General features: G+C 66.9%; 27 protein-coding genes and 1 pseudogene. 15 read left to right on the top strand and 13 right to left on the bottom strand.

What is annotated here, in order from left to right; genetic code table 11:
• Window positions 1-5 precede the first annotated feature (5 nt).
• From VD964_RS20800 to VD964_RS20785, 4 genes are all read left to right on the top strand, one after another.
• A complete protein-coding gene (locus tag VD964_RS20800) occupies window positions 6-914 on the top strand; it encodes a metallophosphoesterase (protein ID WP_324870407.1) in 909 nt (302 codons plus the stop codon).
• Between the two features lie 116 nt (window positions 915-1,030).
• Window positions 1,031-2,035 (top strand): porphobilinogen synthase, encoded by a 1,005-nt coding sequence (gene hemB / locus VD964_RS20795; RefSeq protein WP_324870406.1) that lies wholly within the window; start codon window positions 1,031-1,033, stop codon window positions 2,033-2,035.
• Between the two features lie 92 nt (window positions 2,036-2,127).
• Complete coding sequence (locus VD964_RS20790; RefSeq protein ID WP_324870405.1) at window positions 2,128-2,685, top strand: YbhB/YbcL family Raf kinase inhibitor-like protein; 558 nt, start codon at window positions 2,128-2,130, stop codon at window positions 2,683-2,685.
• A 135-nt stretch (window positions 2,686-2,820) separates the two neighbouring features.
• Window positions 2,821-3,681 (top strand): helix-turn-helix transcriptional regulator, encoded by an 861-nt coding sequence (locus VD964_RS20785; protein ID WP_324870404.1) that lies wholly within the window; start codon window positions 2,821-2,823, stop codon window positions 3,679-3,681.
• On the opposite strand, the gene VD964_RS20780 is transcribed toward VD964_RS20785, so the two are convergent.
• Window positions 3,653-4,273: a TetR/AcrR family transcriptional regulator gene (locus tag VD964_RS20780; protein ID WP_247883705.1), complete on the bottom strand. Its 621-nt coding sequence runs from the start codon at window positions 4,271-4,273 to the stop codon at window positions 3,653-3,655. The genes VD964_RS20785 and VD964_RS20780 overlap by 29 nt on opposite strands.
• Window positions 4,274-4,395: 122 nt before the next feature.
• Here VD964_RS20780 and VD964_RS20775 point away from each other — a divergent pair, with 122 nt between their 5' ends.
• Window positions 4,396-5,379 (top strand): aldo/keto reductase, encoded by a 984-nt coding sequence (locus tag VD964_RS20775; RefSeq protein WP_324870403.1) that lies wholly within the window; start codon window positions 4,396-4,398, stop codon window positions 5,377-5,379.
• 170 nt (window positions 5,380-5,549) lie between these two features.
• Here VD964_RS20775 and VD964_RS20770 read toward each other — a convergent pair whose 3' ends face one another.
• Genes VD964_RS20770 through dapA form a run of 3 tightly spaced genes read right to left on the bottom strand, consistent with a single transcriptional unit; the run spans window position 5,550 to window position 7,956 of the window.
• Complete coding sequence (locus tag VD964_RS20770; RefSeq protein ID WP_324870402.1) at window positions 5,550-6,572, bottom strand: methyltransferase; 1,023 nt, start codon at window positions 6,570-6,572, stop codon at window positions 5,550-5,552.
• 4 nt (window positions 6,573-6,576) lie between these two features.
• The gene (gene smpB / locus VD964_RS20765; protein WP_295828811.1) at window positions 6,577-7,050 is read right to left on the bottom strand and encodes an SsrA-binding protein SmpB; all 474 of its coding nucleotides are present in this window, start codon (window positions 7,048-7,050) and stop codon (window positions 6,577-6,579) included.
• Window positions 7,051-7,080: 30 nt separating this feature from the next.
• Window positions 7,081-7,956: a 4-hydroxy-tetrahydrodipicolinate synthase gene (dapA, locus tag VD964_RS20760; RefSeq protein ID WP_324870401.1), complete on the bottom strand. Its 876-nt coding sequence runs from the start codon at window positions 7,954-7,956 to the stop codon at window positions 7,081-7,083.
• A gap of 36 nt (window positions 7,957-7,992) precedes the next feature.
• Between dapA and VD964_RS20755 the strand changes: the two genes are divergently transcribed.
• A complete protein-coding gene (locus VD964_RS20755) occupies window positions 7,993-9,978 on the top strand; it encodes a lytic transglycosylase domain-containing protein (RefSeq protein ID WP_324870400.1) in 1,986 nt (661 codons plus the stop codon).
• A 103-nt stretch (window positions 9,979-10,081) separates the two neighbouring features.
• On the opposite strand, the gene recA is transcribed toward VD964_RS20755, so the two are convergent.
• The 8 genes from recA to flgB all read right to left on the bottom strand — a co-directional run bounded on the left by recA (window position 10,082) and on the right by flgB (window position 17,524).
• The gene (gene recA, locus VD964_RS20750; RefSeq protein WP_194914146.1) at window positions 10,082-11,161 is read right to left on the bottom strand and encodes a recombinase RecA; all 1,080 of its coding nucleotides are present in this window, start codon (window positions 11,159-11,161) and stop codon (window positions 10,082-10,084) included.
• A 190-nt stretch (window positions 11,162-11,351) separates the two neighbouring features.
• On the bottom strand, window positions 11,352-13,904 hold the full coding sequence (locus tag VD964_RS20745) for an ATP-binding protein (RefSeq protein ID WP_324870399.1): 2,553 nt from the start codon (window positions 13,902-13,904) through the stop codon (window positions 11,352-11,354).
• 94 nt (window positions 13,905-13,998) lie between these two features.
• The gene (gene flhB / locus VD964_RS20740; protein WP_324870398.1) at window positions 13,999-15,075 is read right to left on the bottom strand and encodes a flagellar biosynthesis protein FlhB; all 1,077 of its coding nucleotides are present in this window, start codon (window positions 15,073-15,075) and stop codon (window positions 13,999-14,001) included.
• Between the two features lie 13 nt (window positions 15,076-15,088).
• Window positions 15,089-15,859, bottom strand: coding sequence for a flagellar biosynthetic protein FliR (fliR, locus tag VD964_RS20735; protein WP_324870397.1), 771 nt, complete (start codon window positions 15,857-15,859; stop codon window positions 15,089-15,091).
• Window positions 15,856-16,215, bottom strand: a complete 360-nt coding sequence (locus VD964_RS20730; RefSeq protein WP_324870396.1) for a flagellar biosynthetic protein FliQ — start codon at window positions 16,213-16,215, stop codon at window positions 15,856-15,858. Before VD964_RS20730 ends, fliR begins: the two co-directional genes overlap by 4 nt.
• A 57-nt stretch (window positions 16,216-16,272) precedes the next feature.
• Window positions 16,273-16,572 carry a flagellar hook-basal body complex protein FliE gene (fliE, locus tag VD964_RS20725; RefSeq protein ID WP_324870395.1) on the bottom strand — a complete coding sequence of 100 codons (300 nt, stop codon included), beginning with the start codon at window positions 16,570-16,572 and terminating at the stop codon, window positions 16,273-16,275.
• A 49-nt stretch (window positions 16,573-16,621) separates the two neighbouring features.
• A complete protein-coding gene (gene flgC / locus VD964_RS20720) occupies window positions 16,622-17,032 on the bottom strand; it encodes a flagellar basal body rod protein FlgC (protein WP_324870394.1) in 411 nt (136 codons plus the stop codon).
• A gap of 87 nt (window positions 17,033-17,119) precedes the next feature.
• Entirely contained in the window at window positions 17,120-17,524 is a 405-nt protein-coding gene (flgB, locus tag VD964_RS20715) for a flagellar basal body rod protein FlgB (RefSeq protein WP_324870393.1), read from the bottom strand.
• A gap of 298 nt (window positions 17,525-17,822) precedes the next feature.
• On the opposite strand from flgB, the gene VD964_RS20710 reads away from it, so the two are divergent.
• From VD964_RS20710 to VD964_RS20680, 7 genes are read left to right on the top strand one after another with little or no spacing between them, the layout of a single operon-like run.
• Window positions 17,823-18,152, top strand: a complete 330-nt coding sequence (locus VD964_RS20710; RefSeq protein ID WP_188092217.1) for an EscU/YscU/HrcU family type III secretion system export apparatus switch protein — start codon at window positions 17,823-17,825, stop codon at window positions 18,150-18,152.
• A gap of 44 nt (window positions 18,153-18,196) precedes the next feature.
• A complete protein-coding gene (locus VD964_RS20705; protein WP_324870392.1) occupies window positions 18,197-18,550 on the top strand; it encodes a hypothetical protein in 354 nt (117 codons plus the stop codon).
• Window positions 18,551-18,572: 22 nt separating this feature from the next.
• Window positions 18,573-18,926: a flagellar biosynthetic protein FliO gene (locus tag VD964_RS20700; protein ID WP_324870391.1), complete on the top strand. Its 354-nt coding sequence runs from the start codon at window positions 18,573-18,575 to the stop codon at window positions 18,924-18,926.
• Entirely contained in the window at window positions 18,923-19,708 is a 786-nt protein-coding gene (gene fliP, locus VD964_RS20695; protein ID WP_324870390.1) for a flagellar type III secretion system pore protein FliP, read from the top strand. The genes VD964_RS20700 and fliP overlap by 4 nt, the downstream gene beginning before the upstream one ends.
• Before the next feature lie 2 nt (window positions 19,709-19,710).
• Window positions 19,711-19,992, top strand: coding sequence for a hypothetical protein (locus VD964_RS20690; protein WP_324870389.1), 282 nt, complete (start codon window positions 19,711-19,713; stop codon window positions 19,990-19,992).
• 9 nt (window positions 19,993-20,001) lie between these two features.
• Complete coding sequence (locus tag VD964_RS20685) at window positions 20,002-21,030, top strand: flagellar motor switch protein FliG (RefSeq protein WP_310118694.1); 1,029 nt, start codon at window positions 20,002-20,004, stop codon at window positions 21,028-21,030.
• A gap of 31 nt (window positions 21,031-21,061) precedes the next feature.
• On the top strand, window positions 21,062-21,805 hold the full coding sequence (locus VD964_RS20680; RefSeq protein ID WP_324870388.1) for a hypothetical protein: 744 nt from the start codon (window positions 21,062-21,064) through the stop codon (window positions 21,803-21,805).
• Window positions 21,806-21,883: 78 nt separating this feature from the next.
• Here VD964_RS20680 and VD964_RS20675 read toward each other — a convergent pair whose 3' ends face one another.
• Window positions 21,884-22,366 (bottom strand): hypothetical protein, encoded by a 483-nt coding sequence (locus tag VD964_RS20675; protein WP_324870387.1) that lies wholly within the window; start codon window positions 22,364-22,366, stop codon window positions 21,884-21,886.
• Window positions 22,367-22,754: 388 nt separating this feature from the next.
• Between VD964_RS20675 and VD964_RS20670 the strand changes: the two genes are divergently transcribed.
• Both VD964_RS20670 and VD964_RS20665 read left to right on the top strand, forming a co-directional pair.
• Complete coding sequence (locus VD964_RS20670; RefSeq protein WP_324870386.1) at window positions 22,755-23,570, top strand: response regulator transcription factor; 816 nt, start codon at window positions 22,755-22,757, stop codon at window positions 23,568-23,570.
• Between the two features lie 204 nt (window positions 23,571-23,774).
• Window positions 23,775-24,110, top strand: a pseudogene (locus tag VD964_RS20665) (flagellin); the annotation flags it as partial.

Below are 24,110 nucleotides of genomic sequence, written 5' to 3'. Positions count from 1 at the left end.
CTGGCGTGAAACGGCTCGCTCACATTTCCGACCTGCATTTCGGGCGAATCGACGCCCGTGTGGTCGACGGCCTGCTGGCCGATCTGACGGCCCAGGCACCCGACCTGATCGTCATCTCCGGCGACTTCGTGCAGCGGGCAAAAGCACGCCACTTCGAGGAAGCGCGAGCCTTCCTGCAGAAATTACCCTTTCCCTACATGGCTGTACCGGGAAATCATGACATCCCGGTTTATAATGTGTTCAAGCGATTCACCGACCCGTTCGGCCATTATCGGCGCTACATCACCAGCGATTTCAGCCCGCTGCATATCGACAACGAGATCGCGGTGCTGGGCATCAACACCGCCCGTCCGGTCATCATGGATTTTTCCGAAGGGCGGATGAACAAGAGGCAGATCGCCCGCGTGCGCGAGGTGTTCTGCGGCATGCCCGATACCGTGTTCAAGGTGCTGTTTACACACCATCCCTTCCTGCCGCCGCCGGACTTGCCGAAGACCCAGCTGGTTGGACGCCACAAGCTGGCCCTGCCGGCGCTGGAAAGCTGTGGTGTCGACCTGCTGCTGGCCGGCCATCTGCACAAGGCCTATTCCGGCGACATCATGAGCTTCCACACCCAGATCGCCCGCTCGATCCTGGTGGCCCAGGCCTCCACCGCGACCTCCACCCGGCTGCGGAACGAGACCAACGCCTACAACCTGATTACCGTCGAACACCCGACCGTGACCTTCGAAGTGCGGTCGTGGGAGGGCGCGGCCTTCACCGGCGGACTGGTATCCACCTATCGCAAGCAGGGGAATCGCTGGACCCTGCAGGCACAGGACACCGGATTCCGTCCCGTGACCGGCGACCCGGTCGCCGCCGCCTGGGAAACGGCCGACCGCCTTTCAAGGGGGCACGAACGGGACAGGGCATGAGACATATGCAAGGCTGCCGGCCCGTCCCAAAGGACCGCGGGCGCCCCCATGGCTTGAGTTCCCTATGCGGGAAGGCGTAGGATCGCCGCACTCGTTCTAAGTGCATGGTCTTCCCGATGCCGATCTCCCTTCCCGCCGCCTTCCCGCGCACCCGTCTGCGCCGCAACCGCGCCGACGCCTGGACCCGCCGTCTGGTCGCCGAGAACACGCTGACCGTCGACGATCTGATCTGGCCGGTCTTCGTGATCGAGGGCGAGAATCGTCGGGAGCCCGTCGCCTCCATGCCCGGCGTGGAGCGCCTGACCATCGACCTGCTGTGCGAAGCGGTGGCGTCCGCCGGCTCGCTCGGCATCCCCTGCATCGCCCTGTTCCCCGTCGTCGGCTCGGACGGCAAGTCGGAAGACGCGGCGGAGGCCTACAACCCGGAAAACCTGATGAACCGCGCCATACGCGCGGTCAAGGCGGCGGCGCCGGAGGTCGGCATCCTGGGCGACGTGGCGCTCGACCCCTACACCAGCCACGGCCATGACGGCCTCCTGCGCGACGGCTATATCCAGAATGACGAGACCGTCGAGGTCCTGATCCGCCAAGCCCTGTCGCAGGCGGAGGCCGGCGTCGACATCGTCGCCCCGTCCGACATGATGGACGGCCGCATCGGCGCCATCCGTGATGCGCTCGACAAGGATGGCTACCATCTCACCCGCGTCTGCTCCTATGCCGCGAAATATGCCTCCGCCTTCTACGGCCCGTTCCGCGACGCGGTGAACTCCGGCGGCTTCCTGAAGGGCGACAAGACCACCTACCAGATGAACCCCGCCAACACCGACGAGGCCCTGCGCGAGGTCGCCTGCGACCTGCAGGAAGGGGCGGACATGGTGATGGTGAAGCCGGGCCTGCCCTATCTCGACATCATCCGCCGGGTGAAGGACCAGTTCGCGGTTCCGACCTTCGCCTATCATGTGTCGGGCGAATACGCGATGCTGCGCGCGGCCTCGGCCAATGGCTGGCTGAACTACGACAAGGCCCTGCTGGAGACCTTGATGGGTTTCAAGCGCGCCGGCTGCGACGCCATCCTGACCTATGGCGCTGTGGACGCCGCGAAGCTGCTCAAGCAAGGCTGAGCAGTTCGGAGCCGTCTTTGAGCCGTCCGGGGCCGCGGAGTGATCCGCGGCCCTTTATCGTCGGGGGCATCCCACCCAGCGGAGACGCCCCGATGACCCCCACATGTTTCGCCCGCCCGGCCATGCTGGCCGCCCTGCTGCTGGCCGCCGCTCCCGCAGCCGCCTTCGAGCTGCGCAGCCCGGACTTCACCGAAGCATCGCCGATTCCGGAACGCAACGTCTTCGCGGGATTCGGATGCAGCGGCGGCAACCGGTCGCCGGCCTTGAGCTGGACCGAGCCGCCGGCCGGCACCCGCAGCCTCGCCGTCACCATTTATGACCCCGATGCCCCGACCGGCAGCGGCTGGTGGCACTGGGTTCTGTTCAACCTGCCGGCCGACACCCGCGACCTGCCCGCCGGCGCCGGCGATCCGGCCAAGCCGATGCTGCCCACGGGCGCCGTGCAAAGCCGCACCGACTTCGGCACTTTCGGCTATGGCGGCCCCTGCCCGCCGCAGGGCGACACGCCGCACCGCTACATCGTCACTGTCCATGCGCTGAAAGTCGACCGCCTCCCCCTGCCGGCCGATGCGTCGGGAGCCATGGTCGGCTTCAACCTGAACGCCGCCACGCTGGCGAAGGCGACGCTGAGCGCCCGCTACGGCCGTTGATCGACCGCCAGCCATCGCCATAGAGTGCGATCGTTTCAGACGGAATCGTCTGAAACGTGAATCGCACGAAAAATCAAAAGGCTAGAGTCGATCAGATGCTTCAGTAAGCATCTGATCGACTCTAGGATGGTGCCCATGGGTCCAAGCCTCCTCGCCCGCCTGTCCCGCTTCGCTGCCCGTGACCAACGTCCCGGAGCGGGCGACCGTCCGCACCGGCCGGAGCTGTGGGCCTTCGTCGCCCATGACTGCGAACGGCTGGCGGAGGTGCGGATCGAGCGCACCGCCCTGATCGCCGTGCTGGAGGGGGTCAAGGAACTGACCGATACCTCCGGCACCACCCGCCGCTTCCCCGCCAGCACAGCCATGCTGCTGCCGCCGGGCTGGAGTGGGTCGGTGGTGAACGATCCCGGCACCGCCGGACGTTACCGCGCCCTGGTGCTGGAGTTCCCGGCGGAAATGGTGCGGCGCCTGCTGCGCGCGCACGGCACCGGGGGTCTCTCTCCGCGCGTCCGGCCGGGCGACTGGCATGTCACCCTCACGCCGGCCCTGACCGACGCCATCCACCATGCCGCCACCGGACTGACCGCCGATCCGCCGCTGCCGCCCAAGCTGGCCGAGCATCGCTGCATGGAGGTGCTTCTGGCTCTGCTGGAAGACGGCGTCTGGTGGCTGGGCCCCGTCGCGCCGACCGGCACCGCCGATGCGGTGCGCCAGCTGCTGCGCACCCGGCCTGATAGCGCCTGGACGGCGGATGGCGTCGCCGACGCGCTCAACCTCAGCACCGGCACGCTGCGCCGCCGTCTGTCCGAGGAGGGCTGCTCGGTCCGCAGCATCCTGGTCGAGGAACGCGTCGCCCATGCCCGCGATCTTCTGGAACGCGAAGGGTTGAGCGTGCAGGAGGCGGCGGAGGCCTGCGGCTACACCAACCGGTCCCATTTCGCCCGGCGCATCCGCGCGGCCGTCGGCGTCAACCCGTCGGACCTTCGCGACCGCTGACCGGCGCCGTGCCGTATGCCCGCACCAGCGCCGCGACCGACTCGGCGATCACCCGCTCCGGATCTGCGGTGACCGGCAGGCCCAGCATGGTCGGCCAGAACAGCACCTCCTTCAGGCCGCCCATCAACTGGGTCGCCGCGACATGCGGGTCGGGGGCGTTCAGGCGCCCGCGCGCATGCTGGGCGGCGATATAGTCATCAAGCAGCGCATAGGCCTGCCCCTTCCCACCTTCCAGGTAAATCTGCGACAGCTCCGGAAAGCGCTGATGCTCGGCGATGACGAGGCGCAGCAGCCCACGCACCACCGGACGGCCCATATGCACCAGCAGCGACCTGAGGAAGGCGGGAAGCGCCTGCTCCGGCGGCTGGTCATGGCGAAGGGTCTGGTCGCCATCGCTGTGGAACCCCTCATACAGGCCGGAGACGACGGCCTGGAACAGCTCCCGCTTGCCGGGGAAATGATTGTAGACGGTGCGCTTGGAGACGTTGGCATCGGCGGCGATGGCGTCCATCGACGACGCCTCGTACCCGTGGGTCAGGAAGGCGCGGGTCGCCGCCTCCACCACCGCATCCCGCTTCGCCGAACCGCGCACAGCATTCCCCTCCCGAGACATTGACATTCACCGGCCACCAAGTACACTGCACCGTGTAGTGTATTTGCTGCCGCAGGCTCCCAGGGTAATCCGCCCGGCCGCGGCACGGGAGGGGTAAAGCGATGAAACAGCGCAACATCGGCAGCATTCTCTCGGTTTCCGAAATCGGCCTCGGCTGCATGGGCATGTCGGAGTTCTACGGACCGACTGACGACGCCCAGTCGCTCGCCACGCTGGAACGGGCGTTCGAGCTTGGCGTCACCCATTACGACTCCGCCGACATGTACGGCGGCGGGCACAACGAGTCGCTTCTCGCCCGCTTCCTGGCCGGCAAGCGCGACCGGGTGGTGATCGCCACGAAGTTCGGCATCGTTCGCCAACCCGGCGAATACGCCCGCCGCATCGACACCAGCGCCGCCTATGTGGCCCAGGCCTGCGACGCCTCGCTGAAGCGGCTGGGAGTGGAGACCATCGACCTCTATTACGCCCACCGCCTGAATCCGGACATCCCGGTGGAGGAGACGGTCGGCGCCATGACCGATCTGGTGAAGGCCGGCAAGGTCCGCGCGCTCGGCCTGTCGGAGGTGTCGGCCGCCACCCTGCGCCGCGCCCATGCCGTCCACCCCATCGCTGCGGTGCAGAGCGAATATTCGTTGTGGACCCGCGACATGGAGGATGCGGTTCTGCCGGCCTGCCGGGAGTTGGGGATCTCGCTGGTCGCCTATGCGCCGCTCGGCCGCGGCATGCTGACCGGTGCAGTCAGCAGCCCGGACCAGTTCGCCGAGAACGACTTCCGCCGAATCGCACCGCGATTCGCCGGGGACAATTTCGACCGCAACCTGGCTCTGGTCGAACAGGTGAAGGCGCTGGCGGCGCAGAAGGGCTGCACGCCGGGGCAGGTGGCGCTTGCGTGGCTGCTGGCCCAGGGACCGGAGATCCTGCCGATTCCGGGGACCAAGCGGATCAAATATCTGGAGGAGAATGTCGGCGCCGCCGCGGTGACTCTGAGTGAGGCGGAGGTGAAGGCGCTGGGTGACGCACTGCCGCCGGGAGTGGCGGCGGGCGACCGCTATACGGCGGAGGGGATGCGGGGGGTGAATGTGTGAGGTTGTGAGATGCTGATCTGACTGGCGGCTTGGCCCCCTCCCCATCCCTCCCCCGCTTCGCGGGAGAGGGGGCAGGAGGCTTGTCAGAGTTAGGCTATGTCAACGAGCGGTGGAGTTCCCTCTCCCGCGATAGCGGGGGAGGGTTAGGGAGGGGGCACCCGCACCATCCCCTACTTCGGCGTCCCCGACCACACCTGGAACTGCGTGGTCTCCAGCAGCATGTCGCTGTGCCCGAATGCGGTCTTGAACAGCTTGCCCACGCCGGCCGTTCGCTGGGTCACCGCCACCAGCGTGCCGCGCAGCTTCAGATACTGCTTCGTCCCCGCCACCAGCGCGTCGAGCATGCCGAAATCCTCATCCTTGCCGCGGTGGAGCGGCGGGTTGGACAGGATCAGGCCGAAGCGCTCGCGGGTGCCCAGCCCCGCCAGCCCGTCGCTCAGCACCAGTTCGGCATCCGGCACATTCTGGCGGGCGGCGTGCAGCGCCACCGCGTCGATGTCCAGCAGCGTCAGCGGCGCATCCGGCTGGCGTTCCCGCACCGCCCGCGCGATCACCCCGGCGCCGCAGCCGAAATCCAGCACGCGGGTGCCGGCAGCAACCTCCGGCAATACCTTCAGCAGGCATTCGGTGCCGGCGTCCAGATGACCGTGGGCGAACAGGCCGGGATAGGACACCAGTTCCAGTGTCCGGTCCGGCAGTGTCAGGGTGACGGTCTGCCGCCAATCCTCCAGCGCCCCCTTGGCCGGCGCGTCGGTGCGGCGGGTCAACAGCAGCCGGGCGCGCCGCTTGATGATGAGGGTTTCCGGCTCTTCCGCCAGCCCATCGAGATGTTTCGGCGCGCTGGTCACACCCTCGTCGTTGCCGCCGGCGATCCACAGCGGCGCACCGGGGGCGAGGCGCGAGGCCAGCGCATGCAGCGCCATCTCGAAGCCGGCCCAGCCACGCGGCAGGCGCAGCACGGCGCCGTCGAACGGCCCCTCGGCCGGCCAGGGCGTCGCAGACTGCCCGCCGACAGCGAGCCGGTTCCACACCACCACCTCCGCCCCGCCGTCGCGGAGCACCTCGGCGATGGCGCCATCGCTGTCGAAGGCGACGAGAATCCGGCCCTGCGGCCGGATTTCGGACAGGGCTTCGGCGGCCACGGCGGCGACGGTCTGATCGCGGTCCGTGGCCCGGTTGTCTAGACGTGCCACCGGATCAACCCTTGTCCCGCATCAGCCGCGCCTTGTCGCGCTGCCAGCTGCGTTCCTTCTCGTTCTGGCGCTTGTCGTGCTTCTTCTTGCCGGTGGCGAGACCGATCTCGACCTTGGCGATGCCACGGTCGTTGAAGTAGACGGACATCGGCACCAGCGTGACGCCCTTCTGCTTGATGCCGGCCGCGAGCTTGTCCAACTCGCGGCGGCGGACCAGCAGCTTGCGCGGACGCTTCGGCTCGTGCTGATCGACGCGGCCGGCCTGGAGATATTCGGGGATGTACGCGTTGAACAGGTACAGCTCCCCACTCTTCAGGCCGGCATAGGCCTCGTTCACGCTGGCGCGACCGCCCCGCAACGACTTCACCTCCGACCCGGTCAGCATGATGCCGGCCTCGAGGACGTCGTCGATGAAGAAGTCGAACCGCGCGCGGCGGTTCTGCGCCGCAAATTTTTTCGCTTCCTCGCGCGTCGCCAAGTCTCTCTCCTATTCGGCCCGTTCTGTCGCTCAGGACAACAGGCCGGCTTTGGTCATGGCTCCACGCACGGCGGCACGGGCGGTCTCCGACGCCGAAACCAGCGGCAGGCGCACCTCGTCGCTGCCGAGGCCCAGCAGGCTGGCGGCGAACTTCACCGGGGCCGGGCTGGTCTCGACGAACATCGAGTCGTGCAGCGGCGACAGCACGTCGCGCAGGCGGAAGGCCTCCTTGAGGTCGCCCTTCGCCCAGGCGGCCTGCATGGCGGAGCACAGCGCCGGAGCGACGTTCGCGGTGACGGAGATGCAGCCCACGCCGCCCTGCGCGTTGAAGGCCAGCGCCGTGGCATCCTCGCCCGACAGCTGGATGAAGTCGGGGCCGACCTCCTGCAGCAGGCGGGACGGGCGGGACAGATCGGCGGTCGCGTCCTTCACGCCGACGATGTTGGGCAGCTTTGCAAGCCGCGCCATCGTGGCCACAGACATATCCACGACACTGCGGCCGGGAATGTTGTAAATGAAGATCGGCAAATCCGCCGCGTCATGGATCGCCTTGAAATGCTGGTACAGACCCTCTTGAGACGGCTTGTTGTAGTAGGGCGTGACCACGAGCGCCGCCTGGGCGCCCGCCTGCTTGGCATGGCGGGTCAGCGCGATCGCCTCGTCGGTCGAATTGGAACCGGTGCCGGCCATCACCGGCACCTTGCCGCCGGCCGCCTCGATGCAAAGCTCCACGACGCGGTTGTGTTCCTCGTGGGACAGGGTCGGCGACTCGCCGGTGGTGCCGCAGGGCACGAGACCGTGCGTGCCTTGGGCGACCTGCCACTCCACGAAGGACTGGAAGGCCTTCTCGTCCACTTTCCCGCCCTTGAACGGAGTCAGAAGGGCGACGATGGAACCGTGGAACATGGCTGCCTCCTCAGTCGGCTTAGCTGGAAAAAAGAGTTGCGCACATTATCCCTCCCCGCCGCCCTCGGCAAGAGCGCCCGGACCGCTGTTTTCGCGGGTCTCCTCACCCTTCTCGCCGCGGTTCCCGGCGCCCTGCCCGCCGCAGCGCTGAGCGCGCAGGACATCGCGATCTATCGCGAGGCTTTCAAGCTCGCCGATAGCGACAGGCTGGCCGAGGCGCTGGCCACGGCGTCGCGTGCCCAGGACCCGTTACCGGCGAAGGTTTTGCGCTGGATGGCGCTCGCCAACCCCGGCGGCGGCAGCTTCTCCGACATCACGGCCTTCATCCGCGAGAATCCGGATTGGCCCAACATGGCGGCCCTGCGCCGTCAGGCCGAACTGGCGATGCCGGATATCCCGCCGGCCGAGGTGGTGGAGTGGTTCCGCCAGTCCCCGCCCCAGACCAATGACGGCTTCGTCCGCTATGCCGACGCGCTGATCGCCACCGGCAGCGTGGAACGCGCCACCGGCCTGATCCGCAAGCAGTGGGCCGACGCCACCTTCACCCCGGATGAGGAGGCCACCTTCCTCGCCCATTACACCCCCTATCTGCGCCCGCTGGACCACAAGGCGCGCATCGACCGGCTGCTCTGGGCCAGACAGGACGCGCCGGTGCGCCGGATGCTGCCCTTCTTCGACGAGGCCTACGACACGCTGATCGAGGCGCGCATCGCGCTGGACGGCGACAGCCCCGGCGCCGACGCGGCGCTGTCCCGGGTTGCCCCCGCCCTGCGCGACGATCCCGGCCTGATGTTCGACCGCGCCCGCTATCTGCGCCGCAAGGGCGACGATGCCGGCGCGCTGGAGATCATGGCCCGGGCCGGCACCGACCTCGGCCGTCCGCAGGCCTGGTGGCCGGAGCGCCACCTGCTGGCCCGCCGGGCGATGGAGCGCGGCGACTTCAACCTCGCCTACCGCCTGGTCAGCACCCATGGCATGAGCGAGGGCAGCGCCTTCGCCGACGCGGAGTTCCTGTCTGGATTCATGGCTCTGCGCTTCCTCGACAAGCCGTCTGAGGCCTTCGCCCATTTCCACAAGCTCTACCGCTCCGTATCGGCCCCCATCAGCAAGGCGCGCGGCGCCTACTGGTGCGGCCGGGCGGCGGAGGCGCTGGGACAGACGGAGCCGGCACGCGACTGGTACGCCAAGGCCGCGACCTACCCCACCACCTTCTACGGCCAGCTGGCCTTCCGCCATGTCTCCAACGGGGCGGTGACCCTGCCGACGCCGCCATCGGTGTCGAGCGCCGACACCTCCGCCTTCAACCGGCGCGAGGTGGTGCGCGTCGCCCGCCTGCTGGCGGAGATCGGTGGCAGCACCGACGAGCGGCTGGGCAGCTTCGTCCGCCGCATCAGCTTGGATGCAAAGTCCCCCGCCGACTATGTTCTCGCCGCCCGGCTGGCGAACGAGGTCGGCCGCCGCGATCTCGCCGTCGCCGCTGCCAAGGACGCCGCCCAGAACGAGGTGTTCCTGGTCGATGCGGGCTACCCGATGATCGACGCCCGGCCGGCGGCGCCGGAACTGGCGCTGGTCCACGGCATCATCCGGCAGGAGAGCACCTTCAACCCCACCATCGTCTCATCGGCCGGCGCCCGCGGCCTGATGCAGCTGATGCCGGCCACGGCGCAGTTGGTGGCGGGCAAGCTGGGCCTGAAGCACACGCAAGCCCGGCTGACCACGGACCCCGGCTACAACGTCACGCTGGGCTCGGCCTATCTGTCGGAACTGATCGACCGCTTCAACGGCTCGTGGGTGCTGGCGATCGCCGGCTACAACGCGGGACCGAACCGGGTCCGCCAGTGGCTGCAGACCTATGGCGACCCGCGGACGGAAGCGGTGGACGTGGTCGACTGGATCGAACTGATCCCGATCTCCGAGACCCGCAACTATGTCCAGCGCGTTCTGGAAGCCGTTCAGGTCTATCGCACCCGCCTGAGCGGCGACCAGACGGAGCCGAATCTGGACAGGGATCTGCGTCGGTAGGGCGTCGCGGTGGCCCCCTCCCTCGCAAGCCGACCTGCCTTAAAACAAAAAGGCCCCGCCTCCTTTTCGGGAGGCGGGGCCTTTCATCCGACATTCGCTGTCGTCACTCCGGAGTGGAGGCTTCGCCATCGGCTTCCGGGGTACCCATCATGGCGTCGGCGACCAGACCGGCGTTGCCGCGGATCTTGGCCTCGATCGCATCGGCCATCTCGGGGTTGTTGCGCAGGTAGGTCTTCGCGTTTTCGCGGCCCTGGCCGATGCGGGTGCCGTCATAGCTGAACCACGCACCCGACTTGTCGACCACACCGGCCTGAATGCCCAGGTCGAGCAGTTCGCCGACCTTCGACACGCCCTCGCCGTACATGATGTCGAACTCGACCACGCGGAACGGCGGGGCCATCTTGTTCTTCACCACCTTGACCCGGGTCTGGTTGCCGACGACGGTGTCGCGATCCTTGATCGCGCCGATGCGGCGGATGTCGAGACGCACGGAGGCGTAGAACTTCAGCGCGTTGCCGCCAGTCGTGGTCTCCGGGTTGCCGAACATCACGCCGATCTTCAGGCGGATCTGGTTGATGAAGATCACCAGGCAGTTCGACTTGGAGATCGAGCCGGTCAGCTTGCGCAGCGCCTGGCTCATCAGGCGGGCGTGCAGGCCGACATGGCTGTCGCCCATCTCGCCTTCCAGTTCGGCGCGCGGCACCAGCGCGGCGACCGAGTCGACCACCAGCACGTCGATGGCGCCGGAGCGCACCAGCGTGTCGGCGATCTCCAGAGCCTGCTCGCCGGCATCCGGCTGGGAGATCAGCAGCTCGTCGATGTTGACGCCCAGCTTGCGGGCATAGGACGGATCGAGCGCGTGTTCGGCGTCGACGAAGGCGCAGGTACCGCCGGCCTTCTGGGCCTGGGCGATGGCGTGCAGCGCCAGCGTGGTCTTGCCCGAGCTTTCCGGCCCGTAGATTTCGATGATGCGGCCCTTCGGCAGGCCGCCGATGCCCAGCGCGATGTCGAGACCCAAGGAGCCGGTGGAAATGACCTCCGTCTCGACCAGGTTCTCACGGGCGCCGAGCTTCATGATCGAGCCCTTGCCGAACGCGCGTTCGATCTGGCTCAGGGCGGCATCGAGCGCCTTCTGCTTGTCCATGGAATCCTTCTCGACCAAACGAAGCTGTGCGGACGACATGCCCGGTACCCCTCTCTTAGAACACACGGTCGGCGCTCTTGCAACGAAGCTGAATGTACTCTCTTCGTTCTCATTTGCAAGGGCTGATGTTGCTGGTGTGTTCCTATCTTACGGGGGTGCCCAAGCGGCTCTTGGAGGCGGCTCTTGGAGGCGGTTCTTGGAGGCGGTTCTTGGAGGCGGTTCAGGTCTCTCACCGTGCGTCGCGGATGACCTCCTTCACCTTGGAGGCCAACTGTTTCAGCGAGAAGGGTTTGGGCAGGAAATGGGCGACTTCGACGCCGTCGATCTCGCCCAGACGGTCCTCGGCATAGCCGGAGATGAAGATCACCCGCATCTCCGGGCGCAGTTTGCGGACATGGCGGGCCAGCGTCGGGCCGTCCATCTGGGGCATCACCACGTCGGTGATCAGCAGGTCGATGGACGCGCCGTTGGTCTCTATCTGCTGCAGCGCCGCCTCTCCGTTCTTCGCCTCCAGCACCTGATAGCCCTTGTTGCGCAGGGCGCGGGCGGAGAAGACACGCACCGCGTCCTCGTCCTCGACCAGCAGGATGGTGCCCGTGCCGGTCAGGTCGCTGCCGCGGCGCTCACGCGGCTCCGCCGTATCGACGGGGCGCAGTTCGCCTTGATGGTGGGGCAGCAGGATGGTGAAGGTCGTCCCCTCCCCCACCGCCGAATCGACCAGCACGAAGCCCCCGGTCTGCCGCACGATGCCGTAGACGGTCGACAGGCCGAGCCCCGTCCCCGACCCGACCTCCTTGGTCGTGTAGAAGGGCTCGAAGATGCGCTGCAGATTCTCCCGCGCGATGCCGCAGCCGGTGTCGATCACCTCGATGGAGACGTAGCTGCCGGGCGGCACCGTCTCGTGCTCCCGCCGTTCGGGCTGGGTCACGACGTTGTTGGTGGTGTTGATGGTCAGCTTGCCGCCGCCTGCCATGGCGTCGCGGGCATTGACCACCAGATTGATGATGACCTGCTCCAGCTGGTTCTGATCGACCTTGACCAGTCCCAGGTCGCGGCCGTGGATCATCTTCAGTTCGATGTTCTCGCCGATCAGTCGGCGCAGCAGGTTCGCCAACTCCGCCAGCACGTCGGTCACGTTGATGACGCGCGGCTGCAGGGTCTGCTGGCGCGAGAAGGCCAGAAGCTGCCGCACCAGGTTGGCGGCGCGGTTGGCGTTCTGCTTGATCTGCATGATGTCGCTGAAGGACTGGTCGCCCGGCTTGTGCCGCAGCAGCAGCAAGTCGCAGAAGCCGATCATCGCCGTCAGCAGGTTGTTGAAGTCGTGGGCGACGCCACCGGCCAGCTGGCCGACCGCCTGCATCTTCTGCGACTGGGCGAACTGGGCCTCCAGGCTCTTGCGCTCGGTCATGTCGATGAAGTGCAGGATCAGGCCGACGCCCAGCCCATTCTTCTCGGCCTGCCCATTCTTCTCGGTCTCGCCGCGCCCGTCCGTGCGCACCGGGTTGGCAAGCCGCCGGGCATAGAGCTGAGCCGTCAGTTCCCGGCCGCCGGACAGCCGGACCTCCAGCGGATGGGCCGGATCGGCGCCGCCCTGGACAGACTTCAGCCGGGCGGTCACCGCCTCGCGCTCCGCCGGGACGATCAGGTCGGCCATCGGACGATTGATGACGCTGCCGGCCTCGCTGCCGATCAGCGCCAGGAATGCCTCGTTGCATTCGGTCAGTTGCCCGGTCTCGTCCACCAGCGCGATGCCGATCGGCGCATCCTCGAAGAAGCGTTGGAACCGCTGTTCCGACAGGCGCAAAGCCTCCTGCCATTCCCGCTCGGGCGACAGATCGCGCACCACCGACCGGGTGTGGATCGTCCCGTCGTCGGCATGCACAACGCTCTGCGCCACCGCCACCTGGAACCGGCGGCCGCGCAGCCCCACCATGGTCAGTTCGCCGCGCTGCTCGCCGCCGCCATGGTCGAACAGATCGTAGGGTGCTGCGGACTGCGGCGGGGCGGCCAGGATGCCGTGAAGGCGTGCCTCCCCATCGGTCAAATCGCCGGGGTAAGCCTCCAGCCATTGGGCCAGGGTGGCGTTGACGAACAGGAACTGACCGTTCTGATCGACGGAGAAGAAGCCGACCGGCGCATGTTCCATGAAATCGGCGAGCTTGGCCTGCTCGCGCAGCATCACATGCTCCAACTCGCGCCGGGCGGTGATGTCCTCGATCCGCCAGTGGACGGAGCCGGCGAAACCGGGCACCGGCTGGCCCTGCACCTTGCGCCATTCCGGCGGATTGTGGTCCAGCGCCGGTATCGCCAGTTCGGCGGACGCCGCGGCTCCCGCCCGCACCCGTTCGCGCAGGCGGCGAAACTCGCGCGCGCTGTCGGGATCGTCGGAGAACTGGCGTGCCAGCGCATCCAGCGGCCGTTCGCCGCGGCGCCAGCCGGCAAGCTCCCGGAAGGCGGCATTGACGAAAACCACATCATCGGCACCGTCGCAGACCAGTTGGCCCGCCGGCATGCCTTCCAGAGCTCCGCCCAAAAGTGCGCCGATTCGCGCCGACCGCCGGACGACGGCGATGCTGCGGCCGATCAGCAGGGCGACGCCCGCTGCCGCCAGCACCGCTCCCGTCCATCCGATCTCTTCCCGGTCCAGCAGAAGGCCGGCGGCCAAGACCAGCAGCCCGGCCGGCGCCAGACAGTACTGGAGCAGCATCAGGGGCCCGCCGGACGGTGCCGCGCGGTTGGCTGCGTTGCGCGAGGTGTCGGAAAGGGAAGTCGAATCGTCCACCAGATCTCCAGGCACCAGAACCCCAAGCCCCCAATGTCACTGCGCGCGAAGGTCAGTCGTTCCACCTGGTGCCGTCAACCGTTCCAGGCGCGCATCAGTTGCGCAGCGACCGCCCTTTCAGCTTGAAGACATAGGTAATGACTTCGGCGACCGCCCGATAGTGCTCGGATGGAACTTCCTCGTCGATATCGCATGCGGCATAGAGCGCACGGGCGAGAGGCGGGTTTTCTATGACCGGGACATTGTTCGATTCGGCGATCTCGCGAATCTTGAAGGCGACCTGATCGACGCCCTTCGCCAGCACCAGCGGCGCGCCCATCTGGCTGGGATCGTATTTCAGGGCCACCGCAAAGTGGGTCGGGTTGGTGACCACCACGTCGGCGTTGGGCACCGCGGCCATCATGCGCTTGCGCGCGCGTTCGAAGCGGAGCTGGCGGATGCGGCCCTTGACGACGGGATCGCCTTCCTGCTGCTTGTGCTCGTCCTTCACCTCCTGCTTCGTCATCTTCATCTTTTTGTCGAACTGGGTCTTCTGCCACAGGAAGTCTCCCGCGGCGATGAAGGTCAAGACCACGAGCACCCAGATCAGCAGGCGGTGCGCGAGGCTGTCGATCTGCAGCAGCATCGCGAACATGTCGATGCCGATGAAGGCCTCGACACCCGCGAACATCGGCTTCAGCGCCATGAAGGCCACACCGCCGACCACCGCCAGCTTGGCGATGCTCTTCAGCAGTTCCACGCCCTGACTGGCCTTGAACAGGTTCAACAGGCCGGGCAGCGGGTTCAGCTTTTCGAACTTTGGCGCGATCAGCGTCCAGGACACGTGGAAGCCGGTCTGCCCGATGGTGGACAGCACTCCGGCCACCACGAACAGCAGGATCGGCAGCCACAGGGCCCACATGGCATCGGCCATCACCCGGAACAGCAGCGCCCCGACCCCGGCGCGGTCGAACGTGAACTGATCCAGATTCTGGAAATAATAGTTCAGGCGGAAGACCATCCCCTTCATCGTGCCGGGCAGGATGGCGACCAGCACGACCAGCATCGCCGCGACCATCAACCAGTTCGCGGCCTCGCGGGTCATCGCGAACTGGCCCTGTTTGTGGGCCTCGTTGAGCTTCTTGGATGTCGGGTCCTCTGTTTTGGAGGACTCGTCCGCATCTTCCGACATCGGCGTCCTCCCTCTACAGAGGCTTCAGCAGTTCGATGAAGCTGGATTCGAACCGCGACAGCCAGAACAGCATCATGGCGCCCAGGGTCAGCGCGAACAGGAACAGCCCCATCAGCACCTGGACGGAGGTGAAGATCTGGAACACCTGCACCTGCGGCGCCAGCTTGTTGAGCAGGCCGAGCGCCAGCGCGAACAGGATGCCGGTGATCAGGAAGGGGGCCGACATCTGCACCCCAAGCAGGAAGGTCTTCGACACCAGCTGCCCGATCACGTTGGCCATGTCGTCCACCGGAATCGCCGCCCCCGGCGTGAAGGTGGCATAGCTGTCGACCACCGCCATGATCAGCAGATGGTGCAGGTCGGTCACGAACAGCAGGAGCAGCCCCAGCCAGCCCATCAGCGCGCCCGGCAGCGAGCCCGCAGTGGCCAGCGCGGGGTTGAAGATCTGGGCGTTGGCCAGGCCGCTCTGCAGGCTGATGATGGTTCCGGCGACTTCCAGCGTGCCCATCAGCAGCCGCGCGATGGTGCCGAGGAAGATGCCGATCGTCATTTCGCCCGCCGCCAGCACCAGAAGCTGAAAGGGGCTGCCGGGCATCGGCGGCAACTGCGGCCGGATCACCGGCGCCACCAGCACGCTGACCGCCAGCGCGAACAGCAGACGCGTGCGGGGGGTGATGAAGGCGTCGCCGATGGTCGGCATCACGCTGAAGGCGGTGCCGACCCGCAGGAAGACCAACATCCAGACGAAGATCTGTTCGCCCAGAAGCTGCTGGAGAACGTTCATCCGCCCGCCGCGGCCGCGGTCGGCGCCGGGGCCGGCGTTATGCCGGTGCCGGGCGTGAAGGGTGCGCCGCCATTGTCGTGGGCGCCGACGCCGATGGCGACGATGCGGTCCGCGACCTCATGCTCGAAGAACTCGGTCAGCTTGCTCAGCATGAAGGGCATCAGAAGGATGCTCAGCCCGAAGACCAGCATCACCTTCGGCACCATGGCCAGGGTCTGCTCGCTGATCTGCGTGACGGCCTGGAAGATCGAGATCACGGTACCGAGAAGCATCATGATGATGAGAATCGGCCCGCACACGATCACCAGGGTGACGATCGAGGTGCGGCAAAGCTCGATGACTTCGGTCTCGCTCATGACGATGGTTGCTTCGGTGCGGGCTGCTTCGATGCGGTTGTGAAGGACGGCCGGCCGTCACATCGGCATGCGCAGGATTTCCTGATAGGCGTTCAGGACTTTGTCGCGCACGGCGGTGACGGTCTGCAGCGTCACCTCGGCGTTGGTCACGGCCTGGACCACGTCGTTCAAGTCCGCCTTGCCGACGGAGGCGAGCGCCGACATGTCCTCGCTCTTCTTCAAGGTGCCGATGCTCTCCTTGGCCGCCTGTTCCAGCACGTCGCCGAAGGAGGCGCCGTCGCGCGCGGCAAGGCCGGGGCCGGTCGTCTTGGCGGCGGTGGTGGCGTAGGCCGCGGCGGCGTTCAGCGGATTGATCATGGCGGCGGTTCCGGTCGGTCAGGGAGATGAAGCGGATGGGCGGAAGAAATCAGGTGCGCAGGATGTCGATGGTGCGGGTCAGCATCTGGCGCGCGGTGTCGATGGCGGACAGGTTCGCCTCGTAGCTGCGCTGCGCCTCGCGCATGTCCATCGCCTCGACCACCGAATTGACGTTGGGCAGCAGGACATAACCGTCGGCGTCGGCCGACGGGTGGGACGGGTCGTAGCGGCGCTGGAAGTCGCCCTTGTCGACGCCGACCTTGGCGACGCGGACCTTGTCCACGTCCATCGCCCGGTCCAGCTCGTTCTTGAAGATCACCGTCTTGCGGCGATAGGGCAGATCGCCTGGCGTTTCCGCCGTGGTGTTGGCGTTGGCCAGATTCTCCGAAATGACCTTCAGGCGCGTACCCTGCGCCTTCAGGCCCGAGGCGGATACCGCCATCGACTTGTAGAGATCCATCGCACCGCCTCCTCAAACGCCTGCAAACCCTGCGGCCGGCAGCCACATGCCCGCCCGGCCCGAACCCGGCCCGAACCCGAAGGCCGGTCAGCCCCCGGAGCGGATCGCCGACTTGATCATCGTGACCTGCTTTTTGTACAGGTTGGTGATGGTCTGGTAATCCATCGCGTTCTGGCCCATCCGCATCATCTGGTCTTCCAGGACGACGTTGTTGCCGTCCGGCGCCGTCTCGTACGGGTCGCGCACCTTCTGTTCCTTGGCAAGGCCGCCGGGACCGCGGGTGCCGGCCAGGTGGGACGGATCCGTCGCCGCCGGGGTCAGCCGCCGGTTGTCGCTCAGCGCGTCGCGGAAGCTGAAGGGCTTCAGGTCGCGGCTCTTGTACTCGGGCGTGTTGGCATTGGCGATGTTCTGCGAGATGACTTCCTGACGCTGGGTCAGCCAGTCCATCTTGCGCGACATCAGCTTGAAGATGCCGAGATTTCCGAGGTCCATGGCCCTGATCCCGTCCTTGATGCCTCCGGTCACGCCGACCGACGCCAAACCTCCGGCCCAAACCTTCGGCAGAATAGCCATTGGAAGGCCGCACTCCCGATGGTCGCCCGTTTGCGTTAACGAAGGATGAATCCCGGCAATCGCGAGTGGCGCCGGCAGACCGCCTTTACAGTTCGTTAAGCCTACCGGTCCAGGATGCGGGCCAGGAAGGACCCCTTGAAAAGGCCGCCTTTTGTCCGCGCAGCCCCGCTCCCCCGCATCCAAGCCGGCCTGTACGCCCCCGCACCCGTCCGGGCCCATGCCTGCGCGGCGTCCGGTCGCCGTCGCGCTGAAATACGAACTGGGGACTCAGACCCTGCCGCGGATCGTCGCCACCGGCAAGGGAACGGTGGCGGAGCAGATCCTGGAGGTCGCCTTCGCCAACGGCGTCAAGGTGCGCGAGGATGCCGATCTGGTGGAGATCCTGTCGGCAATCGAGGTCGACAGCGATATCCCGGTGGAGGCCATTGCCGCCGTGGCCGAAGTCCTTGCCTATGTCTACCGCGCGAACGGCACCCTGCCGCCGGAACCGCAACCGGAAGAGCCTGCCAAGCCCATGGCCGCCACGCATATGGAGGACAAGCCGTGACCCGTCCGCCATCCCCTCCCCGCCCCCCTCGGGGTGCCTGCTCCTTGGCCGAACTCACGGAACGGGCGGCATCCCTCGGTGCGGCCCTGGAAGAGGCGCGGGCGGAGGCGGAGGCCGGCGCCCTGATCGACCTTGCCGGGCTGCAGGACAGCGTCGCCCGCCTCTGCGCCGAGGCGGAGGGGATGCCGCACGACGAGGCGCGGGCATTGCTCGGCCCGCTCGGCGACCTCGTTGCCGCCCTGGATCCTCTGGCGGCATCCCTGGCCGACCAGCAGGCCAAGCGCGAGCAGTCCATCGCCGCCGCACTGGCGGGGCGCGACGATCCGCACACCGCCCGACAGCGCGCCGCCGCCGCCTATGGGCGTACCGGCCCCGCCCGCACAGACGAACTGCCCTGATTAGAGAAAGCCCGCCGCTTCCATGGATCTCGACCAGTATATCCGTTTCCTGATGGCGCTTTTCTTCGTGGTGGCGCTGATCATGGTCGTCGCCTGGGTGATGCGCCGCGTCGGCATGGCCGGCGGCACCGTGCGCGGCCGCGCACGCCAGCGCCGGCTGAGCGTGGTGGAGGCGCTGCCGATCGACGCCAAGCGGCGGCTGATCCTGATCCGCCGCGATGACCGCGAACATCTGATCCTGCTGAGCGCCAATGGCGACCTGCTGGTCGACAGCGCACCGGCCGGCGGCTTCGACAGCGCGTTGGCCAAGTCGGACGAAAAAGCCCCTGCCGCTCCGCCCGCCGCCGCAGTCGCGGCGGGGAGCCAGCCGCAATGAGGCCGCTCCTCCTCCGTCGCCTCGCGGGCTGTTGGAAGCCGCTGGCCGCCGCGCTTCTGCTGGCGCTGGCCGTCGGCGTGTTCGCCGGCCTCAGCGCCGGGCCGGCGCTGGCGCAGAGCCTGACCTTCGACCTGGGCGATGCCGGCGGCACCGCCACCAGCCGCATCGTCCAGATGGTGGCTCTGATCACGGTGCTGTCGCTGGCGCCGTCGATCCTGATCATGATGACGGCCTTCACCCGCATCGTCATCGTGCTGTCCTTCCTGCGCAACGCGCTGGGCGTGCAGCAGGTGCCGCCGACCACGGTGATGATGTCGCTGGCCCTGTTCCTGACTTTCTTCGTCATGGCCCCGGTGTTCGAGCGCAGCTACAACCAGGGCATCCAACCGCTGATCAACCAGGAAATCGACGAGATGGAGGCGTTCCGCCGCACGGTGGCGCCCCTGCGCGAGTTCATGCTGAACCACACCAGCGAGAAGGATCTGCGCCTGTTCATGGACATGGCGCGCATCCAGTCGGTGCCGGAGCCGTCCGACATGCCGCTGCACGTCCTGGTCCCCGCCTTCATGATCTCGGAGATCAAGCGCGGGTTCGAGATCGGCTTCCTGCTGTTCCTGCCCTTCCTGGTGATCGACATGGTGGTGGCGGCGATCCTGATGGCGATGGGCATGATGATGCTCCCGCCGGTGATGATCGCGCTGCCCTTCAAGATCATCTTCTTCGTGCTGACCGACGGCTGGTTCCTGATCGCCGGCAGCCTGATCCGCTCCTACGGGGTGTGAGGATGGACGAGTCCTCCGCCATTCCCGCCGGACCGCCGGCCAGCCTGGCCGACAGCCTTCTGGCGCTCGCCCGCCGCCGCGGCGCCCCGGTGCCGGAGGACGGCTCGATCGCCGGGCTGCTCGGCGCCATCGATCCCAACCCGCTGATCCCGCATCCGCTGCTGCTGGTGGCGGGCGCGGTGATGGCGGTCGCCTTCCGCCACGACCGCGCGCTGGCCCTGCCGCCGGCCGACGGACCCGACGCACCGTCATCTTCCGCACCGTCCGCCGATTACTCCTTCTGAGGTGCCGCCATGGGAACGCCGATCAAGATCCGTGAGAATTACAAGAGCCTGAGCGGCGTCGAGAAGAGCGCCGTCATCTTCCTGGCGCTGGGCGAGGAGCGCGGCTCGCGGCTGATGGAGCGGCTGGACGAGGATGAAATCCGCCTCGTCAGCCGGTCGATGGCCACGCTGGGCAACGTCACCTCCAATCTGGTGGAGACGCTGATGCGCATCTTCACCGAACGCTTCGCCAATGCCGGTTCGGTCGTCGGCTCCTACGACAGCACGGAGCGGATGCTGAACCGGTTCCTGCCGGCCGACCGCGTCACGGAGATCATGGGCGAAATCCGCGGTCCCGCCGGCCGCACCATGTGGGAGAAGATGTCCAACGTGAACGAAGGGGTGCTCGCCAGCTATCTTGCCGGCGAATATCCCCAGACGGCGGCGGTCATCCTGTCCAAGATGCGTCCCGACCATGCCGCCAAGGTGCTGGTCCTGCTGCCGCCCGCCATCCGCACCGAGGTGATCGAGCGGATGATCCAGATCGAATCGGTCCAGCGCGAGGTGCTGCTGGACATCGAATCGATCCTGCACAACGAGTTCATGGCGAATTACGCCCGCACCCACGGCAACGATTCGTTGGAGCGGATGGCCGACATCTTCAACCGCATCGACCGCGAGACGCTGACCGAGATCTTCGACGACCTCGAAACCGTGATGCCGGAGCCGACCCAGCGCATCAAGCAGCTGATGTTCACCTTCGAGGATCTAATGCGGCTGGACCGCGTGTCGCTGCAGGCGGTGATCCGCCGCTGCGACACCGGACAGCTCGCCATCGCGCTGAAAGGCGCGCCCGTGGCGCAACGCGACCATTTCCTGTCGGTCCTGTCGGAACGCGCCCGCATGATCCTGCTGGACGAGATCGAGAACATGGGCCCCTTGCGCATGCGCGACGTCAACGACGCCCAGGCCGAGATCGTCCGCACCGCCAAGGCGATGGCCGACGACGGCACCATCATCATCCCGCAATCCGACGACGTCGACACGGTCGTCTATTGAGCGGAGCGCAGCGGATGGGAAGCCGCCGAATGTGGAGCTGCTGATGGCCGAGCGCGACCTCGTTTCCCGACAGGTGCCGCCACCCGACCTGCTGGCGGCGCGCTTCGCTGCTATGCCGGTGGGCATGCCGGCCGCGGCGAGGGATGCCGGCGACGGGTCCGGAGACGGTTCCGAGGCCGGGCCGCTGGTGCGGCGGCTGCTCGACCTGCTCGACACGCTGGCGCCGGCCGACGCGGCTTTGGCCCGGGGATGCCTGCCGCGCTGCGATTCAACCTTCGGTGCCGGGCTCGCCCTGTTCCTGGCGGCGACGGCCGGCGGCTGCCGCGACTGGATCGGCGCGGATGCTGCGGACGAGCTGTCCGGTCTTGACGGCGGATTGCTGATCGACGAGTGCGAGCGGGCGCTGGTCGCGCGCTTCCAGCCCGTCGAGGGGCGGGTGTGGCGGTTGTCGCGCGTGCCGCTGCTGGACGGCGACGACGGGCTGCTGTGCGCGGTCGGGATCGAGGACGGTCCGTCCGACCGCGTCACCCTGGTGCTTCAGGCCCGGCCGCAGCGGCTGGGACCGTTGCAGCTGATGGCGACGCTGGGCGGGCGCCGGCTGGACGTGACCCTGCGGCTGGCGGCCGGACTGCCGTCGTCGGCGCTGGCCGACTTGCATGAGACCTTCAGCGCCGCCCTGGCCGATTGCCGAATCGAAGGCACGCTGACCGTCGGGCCGCTGGCCGATGCCTGGCTGGGCCTGGACCGGCCGCTTTCGTCCGATCTGGCGCTTTGACAGAATCCCCTCTCCCCCCGGGGGGAGAGGGGGATTTCGCCAGCCCGCAAATCCCTATGTCCGGCAACACCCCCGCCCTCAGATCTCCGCAGGCGGCCTGACCAGAGTCGGTCCGGCCGGGACTGCCGGCGCCTGAGTCGTTCCCGGCATCTGCCCCGCCAGAGGCAGAGGAGGCGGCAGGGCTTGCAACGAGGCGCGGGCGGCCTCGCGCAACGGGGTGAAGCCGTCTTCCGGGAAGCGGCGAATCAGCGTCTTGTAGGACGCACGCGCGACCTCAGGGCAACCCAGGATGCGGAACTGGTCGCCCTGGCGCAGCAGCGCCACGGCCTCGTCGGTCTTCGGATAGCCGGCGATGGAGGAGGCCGCCGCATACCACCGGCCATAGGCCGACCACAGGTCGCGCACGGAATCGCCGTCGCACTGGCCGGCGGTGATCGCTTTTTCAAGGGCTTGCCGGTAATCGCTGTCGGGAGCCTGCGACAATTGCGCACAGCCCGCCAGGACGAACAGGCAAGCAGCGGACGCGGCCGCCGGAATGACGGACGCCTTCGTTCCGGACATGGAACCTCCTCGAACACGGATGCCCGGCGACCGTAGGGCAACAGGGTTAAACCAGCGTTCATGTTTATAAGCGCCGGTTTTCGTCTTCTTCACTGCCGTTAACCATAGAGGTCGAACGAATTAATGATTGCTTGTGGTGATCACTGCAAAATCAACTCGGGTTTCGAAGTAAAACCGCAGATGAATAAAAATTTATCCGGTATTTAGTCGTATGAAACCCTTAAAACGGCGTAAAACGCCACCCTCGGCTATGTCTATCCGGGTACCTCATTTTGTTGACACATCGCCTTTCGATAGGTTCTTTTGGGGCTGTGATAAGCATGTGACATGAACGCAATTGCGTAAAAAACAATGCTTTATCTGCGCTTGCTCGACCATGGAGAATCCAATGCAGGCTTTGCTGATTGAGCCAGCCGATCTGATTGCCGACGCAATCGGCAAGCAACTTGCCCTGTGCAAGGTTAACCATGACCGTGTGGACCTGAATGGCCTGCGCGAACTGGTGGGCGGACATGGTTCCGTCGAGATCGGACATGACGCCATCATCATCGGCGATGTCGGCGATACCGAAGCCTGCGTGGCGATGCTCCGCGCCCGCAACGTGACCGCCGCGATCATCTGCCTGATCGAGCGTCGCTGCGCCAACACCACGGCCGGCATCCTGCGGGCCGGTGCGGACGACGTGCTGGTGAAGCCGGTCGTCAGCACCGAGATCCGCGCCCGGCTGGAGGCGATCCGCCGCCGGTCCTACGGACTGACCAGCAACGCGGTGTCGGTCGGCCGGCTGACCGTCTTCCTCGACGGCCGCGACCCGGAGGTGGACGGCGAACGGCTGCGCCTCAGCCAGCGGGAACATGCGATCCTGTCGGTGCTCGCCCTCAACCACCGCCGCGTGGTGTCGAAGGAGCATATCTACGAGGAGGTCTACGGCCTGTCCGGCTCCGACCCGCTCGACAAGGTGATCGACGTCTACATCTGCAAGCTGCGCAAGAAGATCGACATGGCGACCGGCGGCGGCCGCTACATCGAGACGGTCTATGGCCGCGGCTACAAGTTCGAGGCGCCGCCCGACCATGTCGCTCCCGACCGGGCCAAGCTGATGCTGGACCGCTGGTCGAGCGCCGGCGGGCTGGCGGCCGGCCCCCGCGTGCCCTTCATCCCGCCGGTGGCGCCGCGCGCCGCGGCCCGCGCAGTGGGTCGTTGATTTGTGGCGCTGATTTGGGCGCCGACACCGTTTCTTTCGTTCCGGCTTTCCGTCCGTTCCAAAGCGTCCGATTTTTTACCCCGGCTTAAACCGGCTCCGTCATCCTGATTTTGCCGCTCGCGCCCCCGCACACTGATCGGGAAGGCCGGCGCGAATGGCCCCGGCGTCAGAAAGGCGCCATGCATCTCGCGAATGGAGATACCCATGGCCTCGATTATGACGAACACCTCCGCCATGACCGCGCTGCAGACCCTGCGTCGCGTGACCGGGGATCTGGAGACCACGCAGGACCGCATCTCGACCGGCCTGAAGGTCAACAACGCCAAGGACAACGCCGCCTACTGGTCGATCGCCACGACCATGAAGGCCGACGTCGCCGGCTTCAAGGCGGTGAAGGAGTCGCTGGAGCTGGGTTCGGGCACCACCAACACCGCGTCGGTGGCCTCCAAGAACATCGTCGAGAACCTGCAGACGCTGAAGGCCCGCGTCATCGCCGGCCAGACCAACGGCGTCGACAAGACCCTGATCCAGAACGACGTC

Source organism: Azospirillum sp., from assembly GCF_035628975.1.
In the GTDB taxonomy this organism is placed as follows: domain Bacteria; phylum Pseudomonadota; class Alphaproteobacteria; order Azospirillales; family Azospirillaceae; genus Azospirillum.
The sequence above is the reverse complement of the archived record's forward strand: the minus strand, read 5'-3'. Positions and strand labels throughout refer to the sequence as shown.